The sequence below is a fragment of the Pseudomonas sp. Q1 genome (assembly GCF_009935975.1).
Classification (GTDB): Bacteria; Pseudomonadota; Gammaproteobacteria; order Pseudomonadales; family Pseudomonadaceae; genus Aquipseudomonas; species Aquipseudomonas palleroniana.
The window spans coordinates 49,075-68,951 of the sequence record NZ_QODI01000023.1 but is presented as its reverse complement, the minus strand read 5'-3'; the positions used below and the strand labels follow the sequence as shown (position 1 = coordinate 68,951).

The 19,877-nt window shown below is 60.6% G+C and carries 19 protein-coding genes and 1 pseudogene; 5 read left to right on the top strand and 15 right to left on the bottom strand.

The annotated features are described in order from the left end of the window. Positions 1 to 112: 112 nt before the first annotated feature. Positions 113 to 1,357 (bottom strand): acyl-CoA dehydrogenase family protein, encoded by a 1,245-nt coding sequence (locus DK870_RS27130; RefSeq protein WP_161550239.1) that lies wholly within the window; start codon positions 1,355 to 1,357, stop codon positions 113 to 115. Between the two features lie 266 nt (positions 1,358 to 1,623). Between DK870_RS27130 and sfnG the strand changes: the two genes are divergently transcribed. After that, on the top strand, positions 1,624 to 2,709 hold the full coding sequence (sfnG, locus tag DK870_RS27125) for a dimethylsulfone monooxygenase SfnG (protein ID WP_161550238.1): 1,086 nt from the start codon (positions 1,624 to 1,626) through the stop codon (positions 2,707 to 2,709). Here the strand turns inward: sfnG and DK870_RS27120 are convergent. Next, positions 2,705 to 3,154 (bottom strand): annotated as a pseudogene (locus DK870_RS27120) (GNAT family N-acetyltransferase); the annotation flags it as partial. The gene sfnG and the pseudogene DK870_RS27120 overlap by 5 nt on opposite strands. A 94-nt stretch (positions 3,155 to 3,248) precedes the next feature. On the opposite strand from DK870_RS27120, the gene DK870_RS27115 reads away from it, so the two are divergent. Continuing rightward, positions 3,249 to 4,835 (top strand): RimK family protein, encoded by a 1,587-nt coding sequence (locus tag DK870_RS27115; RefSeq protein ID WP_090371404.1) that lies wholly within the window; start codon positions 3,249 to 3,251, stop codon positions 4,833 to 4,835. 127 nt (positions 4,836 to 4,962) lie between these two features. Here the strand turns inward: DK870_RS27115 and map are convergent, their stop codons facing one another. Both map and DK870_RS27105 read right to left on the bottom strand, forming a co-directional pair. Further along, complete coding sequence (gene map / locus DK870_RS27110) at positions 4,963 to 5,718, bottom strand: type I methionyl aminopeptidase (RefSeq protein ID WP_161550237.1); 756 nt, start codon at positions 5,716 to 5,718, stop codon at positions 4,963 to 4,965. Further along, positions 5,718 to 5,918, bottom strand: coding sequence for a ParD-like family protein (locus DK870_RS27105; protein ID WP_060757061.1), 201 nt, complete (start codon positions 5,916 to 5,918; stop codon positions 5,718 to 5,720). The genes map and DK870_RS27105 overlap by 1 nt, the downstream gene beginning before the upstream one ends. Positions 5,919 to 6,190: 272 nt before the next feature. Here DK870_RS27105 and ilvA point away from each other — a divergent pair, with 272 nt between their 5' ends. Beyond that, entirely contained in the window at positions 6,191 to 7,213 is a 1,023-nt protein-coding gene (gene ilvA, locus DK870_RS27100; RefSeq protein ID WP_161550236.1) for a threonine ammonia-lyase, biosynthetic, read from the top strand. 250 nt (positions 7,214 to 7,463) lie between these two features. After that, the gene (locus tag DK870_RS27095) at positions 7,464 to 7,733 is read left to right on the top strand and encodes a DUF1652 domain-containing protein (protein WP_060757060.1); all 270 of its coding nucleotides are present in this window, start codon (positions 7,464 to 7,466) and stop codon (positions 7,731 to 7,733) included. On the opposite strand, the gene DK870_RS29795 is transcribed toward DK870_RS27095, so the two are convergent. The 11 genes from DK870_RS29795 to DK870_RS27045 all read right to left on the bottom strand — a co-directional run bounded on the left by DK870_RS29795 (position 7,730) and on the right by DK870_RS27045 (position 19,026). After that, positions 7,730 to 7,852, bottom strand: coding sequence for a hypothetical protein (locus DK870_RS29795; protein ID WP_256679935.1), 123 nt, complete (start codon positions 7,850 to 7,852; stop codon positions 7,730 to 7,732). The two genes, DK870_RS27095 and DK870_RS29795, sit on opposite strands and share 4 nt — an antisense overlap. 7 nt (positions 7,853 to 7,859) lie before the next feature. Continuing rightward, positions 7,860 to 8,141: a DUF2790 domain-containing protein gene (locus tag DK870_RS27090; RefSeq protein WP_060757059.1), complete on the bottom strand. Its 282-nt coding sequence runs from the start codon at positions 8,139 to 8,141 to the stop codon at positions 7,860 to 7,862. Positions 8,142 to 8,224: 83 nt separating this feature from the next. Then, positions 8,225 to 9,166: a carbohydrate kinase gene (locus tag DK870_RS27085; protein ID WP_060757058.1), complete on the bottom strand. Its 942-nt coding sequence runs from the start codon at positions 9,164 to 9,166 to the stop codon at positions 8,225 to 8,227. 12 nt (positions 9,167 to 9,178) lie between these two features. Further along, positions 9,179 to 10,660 (bottom strand): xylulokinase, encoded by a 1,482-nt coding sequence (gene xylB / locus DK870_RS27080; RefSeq protein ID WP_161550235.1) that lies wholly within the window; start codon positions 10,658 to 10,660, stop codon positions 9,179 to 9,181. 135 nt (positions 10,661 to 10,795) lie between these two features. After that, complete coding sequence (locus DK870_RS27075; RefSeq protein WP_161550234.1) at positions 10,796 to 12,277, bottom strand: mannitol dehydrogenase family protein; 1,482 nt, start codon at positions 12,275 to 12,277, stop codon at positions 10,796 to 10,798. Positions 12,278 to 12,293: 16 nt separating this feature from the next. Continuing rightward, positions 12,294 to 13,397: an ABC transporter ATP-binding protein gene (locus tag DK870_RS27070; RefSeq protein WP_161550233.1), complete on the bottom strand. Its 1,104-nt coding sequence runs from the start codon at positions 13,395 to 13,397 to the stop codon at positions 12,294 to 12,296. Positions 13,398 to 13,434: 37 nt separating this feature from the next. Then, positions 13,435 to 14,265 (bottom strand): carbohydrate ABC transporter permease, encoded by an 831-nt coding sequence (locus DK870_RS27065; protein WP_060757054.1) that lies wholly within the window; start codon positions 14,263 to 14,265, stop codon positions 13,435 to 13,437. A gap of 10 nt (positions 14,266 to 14,275) precedes the next feature. Next, complete coding sequence (locus tag DK870_RS27060; protein WP_060757053.1) at positions 14,276 to 15,166, bottom strand: carbohydrate ABC transporter permease; 891 nt, start codon at positions 15,164 to 15,166, stop codon at positions 14,276 to 14,278. A 92-nt stretch (positions 15,167 to 15,258) separates the two neighbouring features. Then, positions 15,259 to 16,542 carry a sugar ABC transporter substrate-binding protein gene (locus DK870_RS27055; protein WP_372241730.1) on the bottom strand — a complete coding sequence of 428 codons (1,284 nt, stop codon included), beginning with the start codon at positions 16,540 to 16,542 and terminating at the stop codon, positions 15,259 to 15,261. Between the two features lie 216 nt (positions 16,543 to 16,758). After that, a complete protein-coding gene (locus DK870_RS27050; RefSeq protein ID WP_060757051.1) occupies positions 16,759 to 17,664 on the bottom strand; it encodes an AraC family transcriptional regulator in 906 nt (301 codons plus the stop codon). A gap of 72 nt (positions 17,665 to 17,736) precedes the next feature. Further along, positions 17,737 to 19,026 carry a glycosyltransferase gene (locus tag DK870_RS27045; RefSeq protein ID WP_161550232.1) on the bottom strand — a complete coding sequence of 430 codons (1,290 nt, stop codon included), beginning with the start codon at positions 19,024 to 19,026 and terminating at the stop codon, positions 17,737 to 17,739. Positions 19,027 to 19,182: 156 nt separating this feature from the next. Between DK870_RS27045 and tpx the strand changes: the two genes are divergently transcribed. Next, on the top strand, positions 19,183 to 19,683 hold the full coding sequence (tpx, locus tag DK870_RS27040) for a thiol peroxidase (protein WP_090371392.1): 501 nt from the start codon (positions 19,183 to 19,185) through the stop codon (positions 19,681 to 19,683). The last annotated feature ends 194 nt before the right edge of the window (positions 19,684 to 19,877 follow it).

Sequence of the window (19,877 nt, the reverse complement as noted above, 5' to 3'; positions counted from 1 at the left end):
GATAGCGGTGTGTCAGGTTCAGAAACCGTGACTGACACACCGCCATCGGGAGCAAGCCCCCTCCCACAGTGACAGCGTTAAGCCTTAAGTGACTGGCATTAGGGCTTGCCCCTTACTTTTTAAGCCCGGCCGGGCCATTGCCGATCTGCCACACAAACGGCGGCTCGGTGCCATTGATCACCCAATCGCCGACAATCCGCGCCTTGTAGATCACCGGGTTGTGGGATGACACGGTGCGCGCATTGCGCCAGTGGCGGTCAAGGGCTTTGCCCTGGCGTACGTCCGACGCGCCCAGCGCGTTGAACAATTCAGTGGTGGCGCGCTGGATCAATGCCGACACCACCACCTGCGCCGTCGCCGACTCAATTTCAGCCGCCACATTGGCCTCGCGTTCTGCCGCATCATCTCCCGCAAAGCGCGCCAGGTAGGCCCGTTGCGCCGGTACGGCAGCTTTCAAGGCACTGGCTTTGGCGGCATACACCCACGCGGCGACTTCACCCACCACCTGCTGAACCTGCGCGTCCTGGCTGACATGTTCGGCATTGCCATGGCTGTAGATACGCTTGCGGCTACGCACTTGATGGGCCACGTCATTGAGTGCCGCCTGGCCAATCCCGGCCAGGCTCGCCAGCAACACCAACTGGTAGAACGCCGTCTGGTATTTGAAGCGGGTAGAAAAGTCGATGACGTTTTCGGCTTCCACCTGCGCCTCGATAAACCGTGTGGTGCCACTGCCGGTGGTGCGCTGGCCAAAACCGTCCCAGTCGTCGCTTTGCACCACGCCGGGCTGGTGCGTGCGGGTGGCGGCGATCACATCGGCGCCGGTGTCGCTGCGCTGGGCGTAGACGTCGATCCAGTCCGAGAACAGGCTGCCGGTGCTGTAGAATTTTTCACCGTTGAGCCGCCACTTATCGCCGTCGGGGCTGACCTGCGTGACCACCTCACCGATGGCGACATTGCCGATTTCGGTCCAGGCACAGCCGACGAGGTCGCCGTCGACAAAACGCTTGAACCACAGGTCGCGCCCGGCACTCGGTGCTGCATTCAAGCGGTCTTCGGCAAAGGCAAAATGCCCGCGCAGGGCTTGGGGGACGTTCGAATCGGCTGCGGCCAGCTCGATCAACAGCTCGAACAACTGGGGCAACGAGGCGCCGCCACCGCCGTATTCCAGCGGGACCCGCACGGCGCCAAAACCGGCTTGCTTGAGCCACTCGATCGGCTCGTGGGGCAGGGTGCGGGTATGTTCGCGTGCAACCGCGCCCTCGGCGATACGCTGGAAGATCGGCCGGAACCGTGCGACCAAGGTGGCGTAGTCAACGCCGACGGACAGCGGGTTGATGATGTGTTGCTCAGTCATGGGGAACAGCTCCTCGGCAGTGATCAAGTCCTGAGGCAATTGCACAGTCCGTGCCGGGCCTGCGGGCCAGTGTTTACGGGGCAAGCGCGGCGGCGCACTGTTGCTCCAGCAACAGCGGATCGACAAATAGACAGGTTGCGCGCAAGCCGCCGCCCGGCGTGCCAACCCGCTTTATTCGCCGCAGCGCCTGTAGCACGGGCCTTTGCCTGAGCCTGGCATGCTTGCTGCTCAAGCCCTCGTACATCCCTTGTGTGAGGTACAGCCAGATGAGTCAGCAAGCCGTGAAATTCGCCTATTGGGTACCCAACGTCAGCGGTGGGCTGGTGGTCAGCAAGATCGAACAACGCACCCATTGGGGCATCGACTACAACCGCAAACTGGCGCAATTGGCCGAAGCGGCGGGCTTTGAGTACGGCCTGACGCAAATTCGGTTTACCGCAGGTTACGGTGCGGAAAACCAGCATGAATCCGTGGCGTTCAGCCATGCGCTATTGGCGGCGACCACCAAACTCAAGGTCATCGCCGCGATCCTGCCGGGCCCCTGGCAACCGGCGCTGGCGGCCAAGCAGTTGGCGACCATCGACCAGCTCACCAACGGCCGTATTGCGGTGAACATCGTCAGCGGTTGGTTCAAGGGCGAATTCCAGGCCATTGGCGAGCCCTGGTTGGAGCACGATGAGCGTTACCGCCGTTCCGAGGAGTTTATCCGTGCCCTCAAAGGCATCTGGAGCCAGGACGACTTCACCTTCAAGGGCGACTTCTACCGTTTCAACAACTACACACTCAAACCCAAGCCCCTCGGCCAGCCGGAAGTGTTCCAGGGCGGCAGCTCGCGGGCCGCGCGGGACATGGCGGCGCGGGTGTCGGACTGGTACTTCACCAACGGTAATACCCCCGAAGGCATCAAGGCCCAGGTCGATGATATTCGCGCCAAGGCCGCAGCCAATCACCATGCGGTGAAAATCGGCGTGAATGCCTTTGTGATCGCCCGCGACACTGAAGAAGAAGCCCAGGCCGTACTGGCGGAGATTATCGACAAGGCCGATGCACAAGCGGTAAATGCCTTTGGCGATGCGGCCCGACAGGCCGGCCAAGCGTCACCGGAAGGCGAGGGCAACTGGGCCAAGTCCAGCTTCGAGGACCTGGTGCAGTACAACGACGGCTTCAAGACCAACCTGATCGGCACGCCGCAGCAAATCGCCGAGCGCATTGTTGCGCTCAAGGCCGTGGGAGTGGACCTGGTGCTGGCCGGCTTCCTGCACTTCCAGGAGGAAGTCGAGTACTTCGGCAAGCGGGTATTGCCGCTGGTACGCGAGCTGGAGGCCAGGGCCGGCGTCAAACAGGTGGCCTGAGCAGCGGTTTTTCCAGGCGCAGGGCGGCGGTGTGGTCGGCATAGTAGTCGTTGATCAGGGCGAAGCGCCGATAACCGTTGCGCTCATACAAGGTGAGGGCAACCGGGTTGTCGGTGCGCACCTCCAGGCGCAGGGCGGCGCAGCCCTGCTCCCGTGCGCGGGCCTCCATATGCGTCAGCAATTGCACACCCAGGCCGCAGCCGCGCGCAGCCTGGGTGATCGCAATCGAATACAGGCGGGCCAGGGCGCTGCCGCGCCGCAACAGCAGCAGCGCATAGCCGAGCAACTGCCCGTCACGTTCAGCGACCCACAACTGCCCATGCGCTCGGCTGATCATCCACTGAAAACTGCGTAACGAAAGCCGATCGCTGGTGAAACACTGCTGTTCCAGTGCCATCAATTCGGGCACGTCCGCCAAGGTTGCAATGCGTAAAGAAAGAGCCATATGACCGCCGTAAAAGTTGCGTAACGAAACGGGACTTCTCTAAAAGATCGTGCTTAATAGAAAAGGTCGAGTTCTCTAAAGCGGATCAAATATTATGTCGGCGGTAAACAGTCATTGGCGTGAAGTATCCGAGCAAACTGTCGCGGCGACAATAACCTCCGAGGGTTATTTTTCCAGCGTACCCAGACGTCCAAGCCAAGTTGTGATCATTGTCGAACGCAAGGAAGACTGGGCTTCCTACTTTCCCAGCGAAGACATCGTCACTGCCCAGGAATACCTGGAACAAACCCGCGAAAGCGAGCCGGGCAAGCGCGTGCAGGTCATCAACCTGTGCCGCAGCTACAAGTACCTGGGGCACGGTTACTATTGCTCGTTGCTGGCCGAGGCGCGCGGGCACAAGGTGATTCCGTCGGTGCGCACCATCAGTGAATTGACCAGGAAGTCGCTGTATGGCTTGTCCCTGGATAACTTGGATAAAACCCTCGATAAAGCCTTGAGTCATCATCTTTACAGCAATACCGAAGGGTTTACCCTGACCCTTTACTTTGGCCGAACGCATATAGACGCTTTGCAGGAATTGGCCCGCCAGTTATTTGAAACGTTCCCCTGTCCGATTTTGTTAGTTGAGTTTCGCAAACATAACGGTTGGCATATCGAAGGGGTCAAGTCCGGCGTATTGCATAAGTTGCGCGATGATCAGGAAGACCAGTTCGCCCATGCCCTCGACAACTACAGCCGCAAGATCTGGCGCCAACCGCGCTCCCGTCGATTGGCGCGTTATGACTTGGCCATCCTGCATGATCCCCAGGAGCAACTGCCACCGTCCAACGCCCGCGCACTGGAGAATTTCGTGCGGGTCGGCAGGGGCCTGGGGATTGATGTGGAACTCATCGAGCGCAAGGATTACTCACGCCTCGCCGAATATGACGCCTTGCTGATCCGCGAGACCACCAGCGTCGACAACCACACGTATCGCTTCGCCAAAAAGGCCGAGAGCGAAGGGCTGGTGGTGATGGACGATCCGGCATCGATCCTGCGCTGCACCAACAAGGTCTACCTCACCGACCTGCTCAACAGCCATCAACTGGGCATGCCCGCCACCGAAATCCTCTATAAGGAACGCCCGCAGGATTTCGAGCGAGTCGGCGAACGCCTGGGCTTCCCGCTGGTGTTGAAGATCCCCGACGGTTGTTTCTCCCGTGGCGTGATCAAGGTGGAAAGCCAGGCAGCCTTGCTCAAGGCCACTGCCGAATTGTTCGAACATTCCGTACTGTTATTGGCCCAGGAGTTTTTCTACACCGAGTACGACTGGCGCATCGGCGTTCTCAACCGCAAGCCGATTTTTGCCTGCCAGTACTTCATGTCCAAAGGCCATTGGCAAATCTACAACCACAAAGCCATCGGCCAGGACATCAACGGCGAGTGCCGCACCCTGGCCGTCCACGAAGCGCCCAAGGCGGTGGTGGAGCTGGCGGTGAAAACCGCCAACCTGATCGGCGACGGCCTCTACGGCGTGGACCTCAAGCAATCCGGCGACAAGGTGGTGGTGATCGAGGTGAACGACAACCCCAACCTTGATGCAGGCATCGAAGATGCCTACCTGCAAGATGACCTGTACGGCCTGGTGCTGGAGGAGTTTGTGCGGCGCCTGGAGTTGAAGCGCCAAGGGCAGGTCTGGTAATACCCGGCATTTGCCGCCTGTAGGAGCGAGCTTGCTCGCGAAAAACGTCAACGATAACGCGTGCTGCCTGAATGAACGCGGCGCCTGTGGGGTTTTCGCGAGCAAGCTTGCTCCTACAACAAGCGGGTCAAACGGCGGGCTGCAGCGTCAGCACCTCGAACCCGTCCGCCGTCACCGCCACGGTATGCTCCCACTGTGCCGACAAGCTATTGTCCCGGGTCACCACGGTCCATCCATCCTTCAGGCTGCGCACTTTCGAGCTGCCCTGATTGAGCATCGGCTCCACCGTGAACACCATCCCTTCACGCAACTCCATCCCGGTGCCGGGCCGGCCGAAGTGCAGGATCTGCGGTTCTTCGTGCATCTGGCGCCCAATCCCGTGGCCGCAATACTCACGCACCACACTGTACCCATTGGCCTGCGCATGGCTCTGGATCGCATGCCCGATATCCCCCAGCCGTGCGCCGGGCCTGACCTGGCGGATGCCGGCCCACATCGCCTCAAAGGTCTTTTCCACCAGCCGCTGGGCTTTGGGGGCCACATTTCCGATCATGTACATCTTGCTGGAGTCAGCGATAAAGCCGCCTTTTTCCAGGGTGATGTCGATATTGATGATGTCGCCGTCCTTGAGGATAGCCTTGGCGCTGGGCATGCCATGGCACACCACTTCATTGATCGAGGTGTTGATGCAGAACGGGTAGTCGTATTGCCCCAGGCTCGCCGGGCGGGCCTTGAGGTCGTTGCGGATGAATGCCTCGACGGCACTGTCCAGCTCCAGGGTGGAGCGGCCGGCGGCGACAAGGCCGTCGAGCAGGGTAAACACCTGGGCCAGCAGACGCCCGGCTTCACGCATCACGGCCAGTTGTGCGGGTGTCTTGATCATCAACTGCGGCCTCGGATCAGGTCGGGTTTGTCCAGCAACAGCTTGTTGATCAGTTCGTTATAGGGCAGGTGCGGGTTGAGCTCGGCGAGCAGGCCGATCTTGATCCAGAATTCGGCCTGGGCGTTGATGGAGCGGTCCATGGCGGCGCTGGCCAGGCGTAGTTGTTCGTGCAACGGGTCGGTGATCTTGATGATGCCCATAGGGTTCACTGCGTAAATGGAATATACAAAGCGTATATGTTTCATATATCGCTCGTAAAGCCCGGCGGATAAATGGAGCGTGAGCATTGACTTGCCGGCGGGCCGCCGGTTAATTTCGTTGCATGACATTTCAAGCCTTCCGCAGCCAGCCAAGCATTATTACCGCCATTCCTCATTTGGCGGGATAGCACACGGCTGCACCCAAACCCGCCCTAGAGGCGGGTTTTGTTTTTCCGACTCCTGGGCGCCTCACACACCACCAGGAGCCACCCATGACTACCCGCCGCGCCGTCCAGGCCACCGACACGAGCCTGCTTGAGCACTACGTGAAAAAGATCCTCGCCGCGCCGGTTTATGACCTGGCGGTGCGCACCCCCTTGCAAGCCGCGCCGGCGCTGTCGGCGCTGCTGGGCAACCAGGTGTTGCTCAAGCGCGAAGACCTGCAACCGACGTTCTCCTTCAAGATCCGCGGGGCCTACAACCGCCTGGTGCAACTGACGGCCGAACAAAAGGCCCGAGGCGTAGTGACGGCGTCGGCGGGCAATCATGCCCAGGGGGTGGCGCTGGCGGCGCGTGAGCTGGGGATCCGCGCGCGCATTGTCATGCCGTGTACCACGCCGGAGTTGAAGGTGTTGGGCGTACGCTCGCGTGGCGCCGACGCGGTACTGCATGGGGAAAGCTTCCCGTTGGCCCTAGCCCACGCGCTGCAACTGGTCGAGACCTCGGGTTGCACGTTTGTCTCGCCCTTTGATGACCCGGATGTGATTGCCGGCCAAGGCACGGTTGCCATGGAAATGCTGCGTCAGCAACAGGGGCCGCTGGACGCGATCTTCGTGCCGGTGGGGGGCGGTGGTTTGATCGCTGGCATCGCGGCGTATGTCAAATACCTGCGGCCGCAAGTGCGCATCGTCGGGGTCGAGTCCGAAGGCTCCAGTTGCCTGTTGGCCGCCCTGCAAGCGGGCGAGCGGGTGGTGCTGCCCAGTGTCGATGGGTTTGCCGATGGCACGGCGGTGGCGCAGATCGGCGCGTACGGGTTTGAGATCTGCCGCAACTGGGTGGATGAAGTCATCACTGTGAGCAACGACGAATTGTGCAGTGCCATCAAGTTGATCTACGACGATACCCGCGCCATCACCGAGCCTTCCGGCGCACTGGCGGTGGCTGGGCTACGCCGTTATGTGGCGCAACGGGATGTGCGCGGGCAAACGTTGGTGGCGGTTAATTCAGGGGCTAATATCAACTTTGATAGTTTACGACATGTTGCTGAAAGGGTCGCCGCACAAGGTCCGGTTTAATACAAGTGCGTAAGTTAAACGTTTAATCAGCGGGTTTCGACGAAAGTTCACGCGGTATAAACGGGGCATGCGTCAAGTTATATGAATCAGCGGTGTGCTTATGAGGAATGGTTACAACGCACCTTGAGTTTGCCGAGTAGGCTGATGGAGGTAAGCGTCTTCCAGGGTCGGCAAGACGTGGCAGGGCACATGCCTGCCGGACACACCATGATGTAGTTGGCAGTCTCATAAATATAAGGAGAGGTTGGTCATGCTTTCGGAATTAGAACTTCGCAGCATTATTGAAGGAAGTTTCCTGCCCAAACGGTGCGAATGCACCAAAGCCGAAGATGCTTCGCTGACGATCAAAGTCTTTGACGACCAGGATCGTGACCGGGTGGATTTGGAAGTCAAAGGGATAAACGCGGACACACTCGACAGCAGTCGAGCCATTTGCAACCTGATCACCGGGTTGCGTGAAGACCTCCGGCAAGCCCATGCACCCGTCCTGCAAAGAGTTGGCGGACGTGGCTATTACTAGGCCGACGCCTGAGGTTGAGTGACTGAAGACCGGTGGGCCTGGATACATCCCAGGCCCAGTGCGGTTACCGTGGCCGCCGCGAGCAGGCGGGCGGGGTGTGCATTTTCCTGATGCTTCATTCACAACTCAGTTCTGAAAGTCGCAGGCTTCGGACATCTTCCGGTAGCCCACGTCTTCCACCTTGCCTGCCTTGTCCACGAATTTGATATCCGCATTGATGACCTTGCACTCGTCGGTATCGGTTTCGTGCATGGCGATCACTCTGTCGATGTTCAATGGCATCCCGTATTGATATTGCACGGGTTTGGCCGCAGCCGGCGAGGTATCGGCCTGGGCCATGCCCGAGCCTGCCGCCAGAGCCAATGTGCCGGTGAACAGGCCGGTAAACAGTAAGGTACGCAGTTTCATGATGGTGCTCCGCAAAGGGTTCGACTTCACTGTCGACCGGCGGGATTAACCATCGATTAATTTTTTCCTGGCTGACAAAACCTTCATGAACCCAACTGGTGGCGATACGGCAGGTCCGGTCCGGTCTTGCTGCAGGTCATGGCGGCGGCGCGGATGGCAAAGCCGAGCATGCTGTCCACCTGCGCGCGGGTCAGCTGCTGCAGGCCCTCCACCGAATCCAGCTGTTGCTCGGTCAACCAGGCAATCAGCGCAGCCTGGAAGGTGTCACCCGCCCCCACGGTATCGGCCATCACCACCTTTACTGCGGGTTGCGACCACGTGCCGTGCTGGCGGCTGAATACGCTGGCGCCATCGCCGCCGCGGGTGAGGAATACCAGCTGGCAACGGTGCTGCAGCCAACCTTGCAGCACGCTTTCCGGCGATTGCTCGGGGTAGAGCAGGTGCAGGTCTTCATCGCTGACCTTGATCAGGTCGGCATGCTTGACCAGCTCGGCCACGCGGTCGCGCCATAGCTGGATGTCCGGCTGCGGGTTGAGGCGCACGTTGGGGTCGAGGCTGATCAAACGCTTGCCGCTTTCGCGCTTGACCAGGCTCAGCAGGGTGTCGCCCACCGGCTGTACCACCAGTGAAAATGAGCCGATATGCAAGCCACGAATGTCTGCGCCCAGCTCGGGTAGATGGGCGATTTCCAGCAGTCGGTCGGCACAGCCTTCACCACGGAAGTTGTACTGCGGCGAGCCATTGGCACCCACGGCAACCATCGACAACGTGGTGGGCGCGGCAAACTCCACCAGGAATTGCTCATCTACGCCCTCGTCCTTGAGCACCTGCAGCAGGCGTCGCCCCAGGAAGTCGGTCGACAACCCGCCGAACAGACCGGCCGCGATACCGAGACGGCGCAGGCCCACCGCCACGTTGAACGGCGATCCCCCGGCAATCGCCTTGTAATTGACCTTGGAAGCCTGCCCGCTGGCATCTTCTTCGCTGAAAAAATCGAACAGCGCTTCGCCACACACCAGATACATAGTCGTTCGCTCTTAAAGGGTTGCCACGAGCTGCTGGTAGCGCTCGTAAGCCTGTTGATAGGCACTGACATTGCTTGCCACCGGCAGGGTACGGCTGGTGGGATCGACACTCACACATTTGTCGCAGAGGCTGGCCAGGGATTCGCCGGACTGGCTCCACGCGGCCTGGATCGCCGCGCCCAGGGCGGCGGCTTCGCTTTGTTCGGTGCACACCACTTCGGTGTTCATGATATCGGCGACCATCTGCCGCCACACCGGGCTTTTCGAGCCGCCGCCGATCAGTCGGATACTCTGGCTTTGCAGGCCGGTCTGGCGCAGCAGATCCAGGCCGTAGCGCAGGCCGAAGGTGGTGCCTTCGACCACGGCGCGACAGAGGTTGGCGCGGGTCAGGTTGGTCATGGTCAAGCCGTGCAGGCTGCCGGTGGCGTGGGGCAGGGCGGGCACGCGTTCGCCGTTGAGGAACGGCAGCATGCTCACGCCCTCGGCGCCGATCGGGGCTTGCGCGACCAGGCTGTTGAATGCCGCCAGGTCGAGCTCGAACAACTCGCGAACCACCCCGGTGGCATTGGTCAGGTTCATGGTGCAGATGAGCGGCAGCCAGCCGCCGCTGGATGAGCAGAAGGTCGCCACCGATGCCTGCGGGCTGACGCTGGGTTGGTCGGCAAAGGCATACACGGTGCCCGATGAGCCCAGGCTCATGGTGATCACGCCCGGGGCAATATTGCCGGTGCCGATGGCGCCCATCATATTGTCGCCGCCACCGCTGGAAACCACCGCGCCGGGATTGATGCCCAGGCGTTCGGCGATGGCCGGCAGCACGCTGCCCACCGTCTGGTTCGCCTCGATCAGCTGCGGCAACGCGGCCTCCCGGCGGCCGCTGGGGTCGATGTGCTGGAGCAGGTCCAGATCCCACCCGCGGGTGCGCACATTGAAGTAACCGGTGCCTGAAGCATCGCCGTATTCCGCGACGGCGCGGCCGGTCAGCCAGTAGTTCAGGTAGTCGTGGGGCAACAGGATATGGGCGATGCGGGCGAATACATGCGGATGTTGTTCGCGGGTCCAGAGCAGTTTCGACACGGTGTAGCCCGGTGCGATCGCCACACCGAGACGTTCCAGCGAGCCTTGTTCGCCCCCCAGATACGCGAGCAGGCGCTCGTTTTCAGGCGTGGTTTCGGTGTCACACCACAGTTTGGCCGGGCGCAGTACCTGGCCCTGGTCATCGAGCAAGACCAGCCCGTGCTGTTGGCCGGAAACACCGACGCCGAGGATGTCCTGGCCATCCACACCAGCCTGTTGCAGGGCGCGGTGAGTGGCTTCGGTAAAGGCGTCGAGCCACTCCTGAGTGTGCTGCTCGCGCCGGCCGTTGGCACCGCTGATCAGTGTATGCGCGGCGGCGCCCAGGCCCAGGACTTTGCCGCTGGAAGCATCAAGGACGATGGCCTTGGTGCCCTGGGTGCCACAGTCGATACCGAGGAACAGGTTTTGCCGGGTCATGGTGGGGTGCTCAGCATTATTGTTTGATGGTAAATGCGGTCAATGTGGGAGGGGGCTTGCTCCCGATAGCGGTGCACCAGTCAATACAGACTTAACTGACCCACCGCTATCGGGAGCAAGCCCCCTCCCACAGTTTCAAGCCGGTTTCTTCAGCAGTTGCTCCAGGGTTCGGGTGACGCCGTGATCGCGCAAGCTGGAAAAGCACCGCTCAAACGCTGCCACAAACTCAGGCGAATTGGGAATAGCCGTGCCGAAAATCTCTTCAACCGCGAGCAGGCGTCGGCTGATCGAGGCGTCATCGCTCACAAGCCCCTGGCAGAATTCGGCACGCGGGTCGGGGATCTTGTAGCTCACCCCATTCTCATCCACACCCTTCAAATACAGCGCCCAGGCGGCGACTACCAGTGCTGCGCGTTCAGTCTCCCGGCCGTCGGCAATCAGGCGATTGATCGTCGGCACGGTGAACTTGGGAAACTTCGACGAGCCGTCGGAACACACGCGCTCCAGCTGGTCGGCGATCGCCCGGTTGGAAAAGCGCTCCACCAGGCTCTGTTTATAGTCGCTCAGGTTGATGCCTGGCACCGGTGCCAGGTTCGGCGTGACGTCCAGGTCCATGTAGGCACGCATATAGGCCACAAACAGCGGGTCGTTCATGGTCTCGTGCACAAACCGGTAGCCCTTGAGAAAACCCAGGTAGGTCAGCGCCAGGTGGCTGCCGTTGAGCAGGCCGATCTTCATTTCTTCATACGGTGTGACGTCGTCGGTGAACTGCACGCCGACCTTCTCCCACGCCGGGCGGCCGTTGACGAAGCGGTCTTCGAGTACCCACTGCACAAAGGGTTCGCACACCACTGGCCAGGCGTCGTCGATGCCATGCTCATCATGCAGTTGCAGGCGATGGGCGGTGCTGGTCATCGGGGTGATGCGGTCGACCATGGCGTTGGGAAAACTCACGTTGGCCTTGATCCAGTCGTGCAGCTCGGCGTTGTGCAAGGCGGCAAACGCCAGCAGCGCTTTGCGGGTGACGGCGCCGTTGTGCGGCAGGTTATCGCAGGACATCACGGTAAATGCCGGAATGCCCGCCGCACGGCGTTGGGTCAGCGCCGCGCAGATGAAACCGAACACGGTTTTTGGTGCGTTCGGGTGGGCCAGGTCGTGCTGGATCTGCGGCAGATGGGCCATGAACTCGCCAGTGCTGTCGTCGATGCAGTAGCCGCCTTCGGTGATGGTCAGCGAAACAATGCGAATCTCGGGGCTGGCCAGTTTGTCGATCAGCGCCCGGGCACCGTCTTCGGCCAGCAGCATGTCGCTGATCGAGCCGATCACGCGCACTTCGGTGTCGTCGGTATCCCCCAGTTCATACAGGGTGAAAAGGTAGTCCTGGCCGGCCAGGTCGTCGCGGGCCTTGCGATCCTCGCTGCGCAGGCCGACGCCGCAGATGCTCCAGTCCAGGCCCTCGCCGGTATTCATCAGGGCATCGGTGTAATACGCCTGATGCGCACGGTGGAAACCGCCGACGCCAATATGGGCGATGCCTTGGGTGGTGTCGGCAATCGCATAGGCCGGCAGTTTCACCTGCGGCGCCAGTTGAGTGAGGTGCTGTTTATTCAGTTTCATCACAAGTCTCGCGAAATCAGGCGGCGGCGCGCAGTGGGCGGGCCACGGCGACACCCTCGGTATCGAACAGATGGCAGTGCGCCGGGTCCAGGTGCAGGTGCAGCGTTTCGCCGTACTGGCTGGCCATGTCGCCGCGAATGCGCAGGGTCAAAGGCTCGCCGCTGGTGGTCACGACATGGCAGAAGGTGTCACTGCCCAGGCGTTCGCCGACGTCGGCGGTGACGGTCAGCGTGGTCTGGCCGGGTGCGGCGATTTCCAGGTGCTCCGGGCGAATCCCCAGGGTCACGGCACTGCCTACGCTCAAGCTGGCGCTGCTCAAGGGCAGGTTGATCAGGGTGCCGGCGTCCAGCTGCACGGCGCAGCCTTGGCTGTCGACGCGGGTGACCTGGCCTTTGAGGAAGCCCATTTTCGGCGTGCCGAGAAACCCTGCCACAAACAGGTTGGCCGGCCGGTGATACAGCTCCAGCGGCGAGCCGACTTGCTCGATGCAGCCGCTGTTGAGCACCACCACCTTGTCGGCCAGGGTCATGGCTTCGACCTGGTCATGGGTCACGTAGATCATGGTCGCTTGCAGTTCCTTGTGCAGGCGTGCCAGTTCCAGGCGCATCTGCACGCGCAGCGCGGCGTCGAGGTTGGACAGCGGCTCGTCGAACAGGAAGATCTTCGGATTGCGCACAATCGCGCGTCCAATCGCCACGCGTTGGCGCTGGCCGCCGGACAGTTGCTTGGGCTTGCGCTCCAGCAACGGACCCAGTTCGAGAATGCGCGCCGCTTCGCTGACTTTGCTTTCAACCAGTTTTTTGTCGACACCGGCCAGGTCCAGGGCAAACGACATGTTCTTGCGCACACTCATGTGCGGGTACAGCGCATAGGTCTGGAACACCATCGCCAGGTCGCGCTTGGCCGGGGTCACTTCGGTGATGTCGCGGCCATCCAGTTCGATGGTGCCTTCGGTCACCTCTTCCAGGCCGGCGATCAGGCGCAGCAGGGTCGATTTACCGCAGCCCGATGGGCCGACGAACACCACGAATTCCTTGTCATTCACTTCCAGGTCGACGCCCTTGATGATCGAGAAGCCTTCGAAGCCTTTTTGCAGATTGTTGATTTTCAGGTTGGCCATGATGGGCCTCCATCTTCAAATTATTATCAGGAAACCGTTACTTCACGGCGCCGAAGGACAAACCGCGCACCAGCTGTTTCTGGCTGATCCAGCCAAAGATCAGGATCGGCGCACAGGCCAGCGTCGACACGGCCGACAGCTTGGCCCAGAACAAGCCTTCGGGGCTGGAGTACGAGGCGATCAGCGCGGTCAGCGGGGCGGCGCTGGACGAGGTCAGGTTCAGCGACCAGAACGCCTCGTTCCAGCACAGGATCAGCGACAGCAACACGGTGGACGCCAGGCCGCCCTTGGCGATCGGCAGCAGCACGCGGACCATTTCCTGCCACAGGGTGGCGCCATCCAGGCGGGCAGCTTCGAGGATGTCCTTGGGGATGTCCTTGAAGTAGGTGTAAACCATCCAGACCACGATCGGCAGGTTGATCAGGGTGTAGATGATGATCAGCGCAATCCGCGTATCCAACAGGCCAAAGCTCTTGGCCAGCAGGTAGATCGGCATCAATACCCCCACCGGCGGCAGCATCTTGGTGGACAGCATCCACAGCAGCGTGCCTTTGGTGCGCTGGGTTTCGTAGAACGCCATGGAGTAGGCGGCCGGCACCGAGATCAGCAGGCACAGGGCGGTAGCGCTGAAGGAAATCACCACGGAGTTCCAGGCGTACGCAAAGTAATTGCTGCGCTCATTGATGTGCAGGTAGTTCTCCAGCGTCGGCGTGAAGATGAACTGCGGCGGCGTGGCAAAGGCATCGATTTCAGTCTTGAAGCTGGTCAGCACCATCCAGAAGATCGGGAAGAAAATCAGGATCGCGATGGCCCAGGCCAGCGTGCCGAGCAACACACTTTGCAGGCGGCGGGATTGTTGAAGCGTCATGGCGCGGCCCTCAAGGCTTGTCAGTCAGGTTTTTGCCGATCATCCGCACCAGGATGATCGCCGCGATATTGGCGATGACCACGGCGATCAAGCCGCCGGCCGAGGCCATGCCCACGTCGAACTGCACCAGCGCCTGGTTGTAGATCAGGTAGGCGAGGTTGGTCGAGGCGTAGCCCGGGCCACCGTTGGTGGTGGTGAAGATTTCGGCGAACACCGAGAGCAGGAAGATGGTTTCGATCATCACCACCACGGCAATCGGGCGCGCCAGGTGGGGCAGGGTCAGGTGCCAGAAGATCGCGATGGCGCCGGCACCGTCCAGGCGCGCCGCCTCCTTTTGTTCCTGGTCGAGGGATTGCATGGCGGTCATCAGCAGCAAAATGGCGAAGGGCAGCCATTGCCACGACACGATGATGATGATCGACAGCAACGGGTAGTGCGCCAGCCAGTCCACCGGCTCGGCACCGAACAGCTTCCACACGGCGGCGAGAATCCCCGAGACCGGGTGGAAAATCAGGTTCTTCCAGATCAGTGCACCGACGGTGGGCATGATGAAGAACGGCGAGATCAGCATCACCCGCACCAGGCCGCGGCCGAAGAACTCACTGGCTTCCAGCAGGGCACTGATCAGCACGCCGAACACCACGCTGATCAGCAGTACGCTGCCCACCAGTAGCAGGGTATTGGTCGCGCCGGGCAGGAAGCCCGAGTCGGTGATGAAGTAGGTGAAGTTTTCCAACCCCACGAATGAGTTTTCGCCGGGGTAGAGCAGGTTGTAGCGGATCAGCGAAAAGTACAGGGTCATGCCCAGCGGTACGATCATCCACAACAGCAGCAAGGCTACCGAAGGGCTGACAAGGAACCAGCCAGGGTTGGCCAGGCGGTTTTTGGCGGGTGTATTCATGGTATTCAAGGCCAGTACAGAGCGAGAATCGGAGTGCGGTCAGGGTGGGAGGGGGCAAACCCCCTCCCACATTTGACGGTGAGATGCCTGGGTTACTTGGGGTAACCGGCCCGCTTCATTTCACGCTCGGTGGTGGTCTGCGCTGCGGTCAAGGCCTGGTCCACCGTCTGCTGGCCCGTCAGCGCACCGGAGAAGAACTTGCCGACCTGGGTACCAATCGCCTGGAACTCAGGAATGGTCACCAACTGGATACCGATATACGGCACCGGCTTGAGCGTCGGTTTGGTCGGGTCGGCGACTTTCAGCGATTCCAGCGTCACCTTGGCGAACGGCGCGGCCTTCATGTATTCGTCGCTGTAGGTCGACTTGCGCGTGCCTGGCGGCACATTGGCGATGCCGTCGGTCTTGGCCACCAGTTGGCTGTATTCCTTGGAGGTGGCCCAACTGGTGAACACCTTGGCGGCGTCCTTGGCTTTGGAACTGGTCGGGATCGCCAGGCTCCACGAGTAGAGCCAGGACGTGCCTTTATCGGTTTTCTCGTGGGGGGCGAAGGTGAAGCCGACGTGGTCAGCCACCTTGCTCTGGGTTTTGTCGGTGACGAATGAGCCGGCCACGCTGGCGTCGACCCAGATCGCGCATTTGCCACTGTTGAACAGCGCCAGGTTTTCGTTGAAACCGTTGCTGGACGCACCGGGCGGACCGGATTTCTTCATGTTGTCGACGTAGAAGGTCAGCGCGTCCTTCCACTCAGGCCCATTGAATTCCGGCTGCCACTTCTCATCGAACCAGCGTGCGCCGTAGCCGTTGGCCAGGGTGGTGATCAGCGCCATGTTCTCGCCCCAACCGGCTTTGCCACGCAGGCACAGGCCGTACTGCTCTTTGGTCTTGTCGGTGAGTTTGGCGGCGAATTCGCCGATCTGGGTCCAGGTGGGGTGTTCGGGCATCGTCAGCCCGGCGTCCTTGAACAGGTCGGTGCGGTAATAGGTGATCGAGCTTTCGGCGTAGAAAGGCAACGCGTACAGCGAGCCTTTGACCGACAGGCCGTCACGCACCGAAGGGAATACGTCGTCGAGGTCGTAGGACGCCGGCAGATCCTTCATCGGCTCCAGCCAGCCTTTGGCGCCCCACAGTGCGGCTTCGTACATGCCGATGGTCAACACGTCGAACTGCCCGCCCTGGGTGGCGATGTCGGTGGTCAGGCGTTGGCGCAATACGTTTTCTTCGAGCACCACCCAGTTCAGCTTGATCTCCGGATGCTCGGTCTCGAAGGTTTTCGAGAGCTTTTGCATGCGGATCATATCGCTGTTGTTCACGGTGGCGATGGTCAGGGTTTGTGCGCCAAAGCTGACGGCGCTGAGGGTCATGCAGGTGGTCATGCAAGTAAAGGCAAGCAGAGATTTTGCTGTGAACTTCATCGCGCACTCCATTTCCGCGCCCAGAGGGCTACAGAAGGACAGTTATTGTTGTTGTGTCTTCCCACAGGGAGTCAGGAAGAGTGTGCGTTGATTACAGCCTTGAAATGGGGAGGTGACAAATCCTTGGGAGCACTTCGGCTGATACTTTTTTGCACTCGCGGCCGGTGACTGAAAGCTTCAGGCCAGGTTCTGCTCAGTCAACCGCTGCACCGCCAAACGCCGATAGTGGGACGGGGTCATGCCCTTGAGCTGCTGAAAGCGTCGGTTGAAGTTGGAGATGTTGTTGAAGCCGGATTCAAAACACACATCCGTCACCGCTTTATCGCCGTCGGCCAACAGTTCGCAGGATTTGCTGATGCGCAGTCGATTGACGAATTCGATAAACGTGCGCCCGGTGGCCTGTTTGAAGACCCGTGAAAAATAGGTCGGCTTCATCCCCAGGTAGTCCGCCACTTCCTCCAGCGGCAGCTCGCGTGCGTAGTGGGCAAAGATATAGTCCACCGCGCGGTTGGTGCGGTCGATGCTGTGTTCATCCGCCAGTTGCGGGGTGGTGACGCCCGAGAGCAACTGGTAGTCCTCGCAGGCGCTGAGCACCTCCAGCAGGATGAAGAAGTGCCCCAGGCGCGCCATGCCCTGGGCGTCTTCGATACGTTGCATCAAGGTCATGGCTTGGGCGATGGTCTTTTTGCAGCGAAATTCGATGCCGTACTGTGCCCGCTCCAACAGCGGCGCCAAGGTCTTGAGTTCGGTAAAGATCTGGCTGCCGTTCTCCAGCAACTCATCGGTGAAATTCACCAGCATGTCGCGCTTGGGCACCACCTCGTCTTCCTCCACCTGGCTGATCCAGTTGTGGGGCAGGTTAGGGCCGGTGAGGAACAGGCTTTCCGGGTAGAAATTGCCGATATAGTCCCCGATAAACACCTTGCCGGAGCTGGCGACGATCAGGTGCAGCTCGTATTCCTTGTGGAAGTGCCAGCGCACCAGGGGGCAGGGGAAGCCATGCTGGCGATAGATGATGGACAGGCCGTTGTGGTCGTCCATCAGCTCGTAGGAAGGGTCGGTGATTCGCGTTGCTCGGGTCATGCTGCCGTCGCTTTATTGTGGTTGCTGCGTAGGATAATGCCTCGTTGCATACAACCCCGCCAGCCTCGGCGTTTAAGGCAGGCGGTTTTTTGCCTCGATCCACTGGGACATGTACTGGGTGCTTTTATGGGCATGGTGACGCAGCATGCTGCCGGTGAAGTTATCCCGGCGATGGGCCGTAAGCCGGCTGCGGCACTCCTCCAGGCACGCCACCAACGCCGGGCCGTGGACGTTCTGATCATAGCGCCGGGCCAGTAGCTGGCGGCCGTTTTCCTGGGCCTGGGTCCAGCGTTCGCGGTCTTGACACAACGCCACGGCCGCCGCAGCCAGGGCGGATGCACTCTGCTCGATCATGCCGGGCCAGGGCTGCTCGCCGCCCATGGCCTCGGCGCCGATCGGCGTGGTGATGTTCGGGGTGCCGCAGAGCATGGCATCCGCCAGTTTGCCTTTGATGCCGGCACCGAAGCGCAAGGGCGCCAGGCAGATACGCGCCGCGGTCATCACTTGCAAGGCATCTTCGGCCCAGTTCATCACATGGAAACCCTGGGCTGGGTTGTGCAGGGCCGTGGCTTTGGGCGGGGTGTAGGCGCCGTAGATATGCAGCTGGACGCCCGGCAACTGCAGGCGGATCAGCGGCCAGAGGCTGTTTTTCATCCAGAGCACCGCATCCCAGTTCGGGGCGTGGCGGAAGTTGCCGATGCTGAGGAAGTGCGCACGGTCTTCAAAGGGCGCAAAGGGCTCGGTAGGGGGTACCATCATCAGCGGGCACCAATGGAGCAGGGCCGCCGGCACCTTGAACTGCTCGGTGAGCAGGCGGATCTCCAGGTCGGAGATCATCAGGCTGATGTCACAGCGGTAAATCGCGGCGATCTCGCGCTTGGCCAGGTCGGTGTCGGCCATGCCTTGGAACGCCAGTTGCAAATCGGCGCAGAACAGGGCGCTGAAGTCATCACCGTCGGGGTCGACCTTGAGATGGTCCTTGAGGCGCTGATGGCGTGCGTCGCGCAGGCTTTGCAGGTCTGAGGTTTCCAGTACGCGCAGGGCATCCGGGCAGCATTTTTCCACGCGCCAGCCGAACTGTTCTTCCATCATGAAGCGGTCGAACAGCACGATATCCGGGGCCAGTTCGCGGATAAAATCATCGAAACTGCTGTTATTGAGTTCGATGGCGCGTTCGGCAATGCCCAGTGCCGGCAGGTCGGCCTTATGTTCGCCAATGGTGGCAGGGCTACTGAAGGTAATGTCCCAACCTTGTGTAAGAAAACTCTCCAGGATCTGCATCATGTGCCCGCCTGCGGCAGAAGAACGGGGTTCCGGCCAGACGTAACCAATGACCAGGACTTTGGTGGCGGGCTGATTCATCAACGACGAGTTCCTTGAGGGGCGGGCGAAAGCGCGCAATTAAACCACAACGGCACGACATGACAATTTGTGTACGGCGGTAGGTAGCGACGGGACTTTGTGGTTAACTTCCGCCTCTCGAATTCGTTTCAATAAACCAGCATAAGGATTCTGTTCATGGCTCAAGTCACCCTTCGTGGTAACCCTGTGCAAGTTGAAGGCGAACTGCCGCAAGTCGGCTCCCAGGCCCCAGACTTCACCCTGACTGCCGCTGACCTGTCGGACGCCACCCTGGCGACCTTCGCCGGCAAGCGCAAAGTGCTGAATATCTTCCCAAGCGTCGACACGCCGACCTGCGCGACTTCGGTGCGCAAGTTCAACGCCCAGGCCAATGACCTGAGCAACGCTGTCGTGCTGTGCATCTCCTCGGACCTGCCATTCGCCCAAGCGCGCTTTTGCGGTTCCGAAGGCCTGGAAAACGTGAAGAACCTGTCGGACTTCCGCAGCGCTGCGTTCTCCGAAGACTACGGCGTAAACATCGTTGATGGCCCGCTGCGCAGCCTGACCGCGCGTGCCGTGGTGGTACTGGACGAAAACAACAACGTGCTGCACAGCGAGCTGGTTTCCGAAATCGGCCAGGAACCGAACTACGAAGCAGCCCTGGCTGTTTTGAAGTAACTGTTTCTGCGCGTGACTGTCGTTTTGCAGTAACACGCGTGATGCATGCTTGCGGCCTGGCCTAGTCCAGGCCGTTTTTATTTGCGTCTCAGATGCTTAGCGAAATAGCGGGCCGACTAAGCTCAGAAGTTAAAACTTGTAAGTCCAAGGTAAATAGCCGGTAAAGGCGCTTTTCTTAATGCGCCCCAGTGCTT

What these genes read in the sequence shown, in the direction of transcription:
- DK870_RS27130 (WP_161550239.1), bottom strand. Translation starts at nt 1,357, where the DNA reads ATGACTGAGCAACACATCATCAACCCGCTGTCCGTCGGCGTTGACTAC.
- sfnG (WP_161550238.1), top strand. Translation starts at nt 1,624, where the DNA reads ATGAGTCAGCAAGCCGTGAAATTCGCCTATTGGGTACCCAACGTCAGC.
- DK870_RS27115 (WP_090371404.1), top strand. Translation starts at nt 3,249, where the DNA reads ATGTCGGCGGTAAACAGTCATTGGCGTGAAGTATCCGAGCAAACTGTC.
- map (WP_161550237.1), bottom strand. Translation starts at nt 5,718, where the DNA reads ATGATCAAGACACCCGCACAACTGGCCGTGATGCGTGAAGCCGGGCGT.
- DK870_RS27105 (WP_060757061.1), bottom strand. Translation starts at nt 5,918, where the DNA reads ATGGGCATCATCAAGATCACCGACCCGTTGCACGAACAACTACGCCTG.
- ilvA (WP_161550236.1), top strand. Translation starts at nt 6,191, where the DNA reads ATGACTACCCGCCGCGCCGTCCAGGCCACCGACACGAGCCTGCTTGAG.
- DK870_RS27095 (WP_060757060.1), top strand. Translation starts at nt 7,464, where the DNA reads ATGCTTTCGGAATTAGAACTTCGCAGCATTATTGAAGGAAGTTTCCTG.
- DK870_RS29795 (WP_256679935.1), bottom strand. Translation starts at nt 7,852, where the DNA reads ATGAAGCATCAGGAAAATGCACACCCCGCCCGCCTGCTCGCGGCGGCC.
- DK870_RS27090 (WP_060757059.1), bottom strand. Translation starts at nt 8,141, where the DNA reads ATGAAACTGCGTACCTTACTGTTTACCGGCCTGTTCACCGGCACATTG.
- DK870_RS27085 (WP_060757058.1), bottom strand. Translation starts at nt 9,166, where the DNA reads ATGTATCTGGTGTGTGGCGAAGCGCTGTTCGATTTTTTCAGCGAAGAA.
- xylB (WP_161550235.1), bottom strand. Translation starts at nt 10,660, where the DNA reads ATGACCCGGCAAAACCTGTTCCTCGGTATCGACTGTGGCACCCAGGGC.
- DK870_RS27075 (WP_161550234.1), bottom strand. Translation starts at nt 12,277, where the DNA reads ATGAAACTGAATAAACAGCACCTCACTCAACTGGCGCCGCAGGTGAAA.
- DK870_RS27070 (WP_161550233.1), bottom strand. Translation starts at nt 13,397, where the DNA reads ATGGCCAACCTGAAAATCAACAATCTGCAAAAAGGCTTCGAAGGCTTC.
- DK870_RS27065 (WP_060757054.1), bottom strand. Translation starts at nt 14,265, where the DNA reads ATGACGCTTCAACAATCCCGCCGCCTGCAAAGTGTGTTGCTCGGCACG.
- DK870_RS27060 (WP_060757053.1), bottom strand. Translation starts at nt 15,166, where the DNA reads ATGAATACACCCGCCAAAAACCGCCTGGCCAACCCTGGCTGGTTCCTT.
- DK870_RS27055 (WP_372241730.1), bottom strand. Translation starts at nt 16,542, where the DNA reads ATGACCACCTGCATGACCCTCAGCGCCGTCAGCTTTGGCGCACAAACC.
- DK870_RS27050 (WP_060757051.1), bottom strand. Translation starts at nt 17,664, where the DNA reads ATGACCCGAGCAACGCGAATCACCGACCCTTCCTACGAGCTGATGGAC.
- DK870_RS27045 (WP_161550232.1), bottom strand. Translation starts at nt 19,026, where the DNA reads ATGAATCAGCCCGCCACCAAAGTCCTGGTCATTGGTTACGTCTGGCCG.
- tpx (WP_090371392.1), top strand. Translation starts at nt 19,183, where the DNA reads ATGGCTCAAGTCACCCTTCGTGGTAACCCTGTGCAAGTTGAAGGCGAA.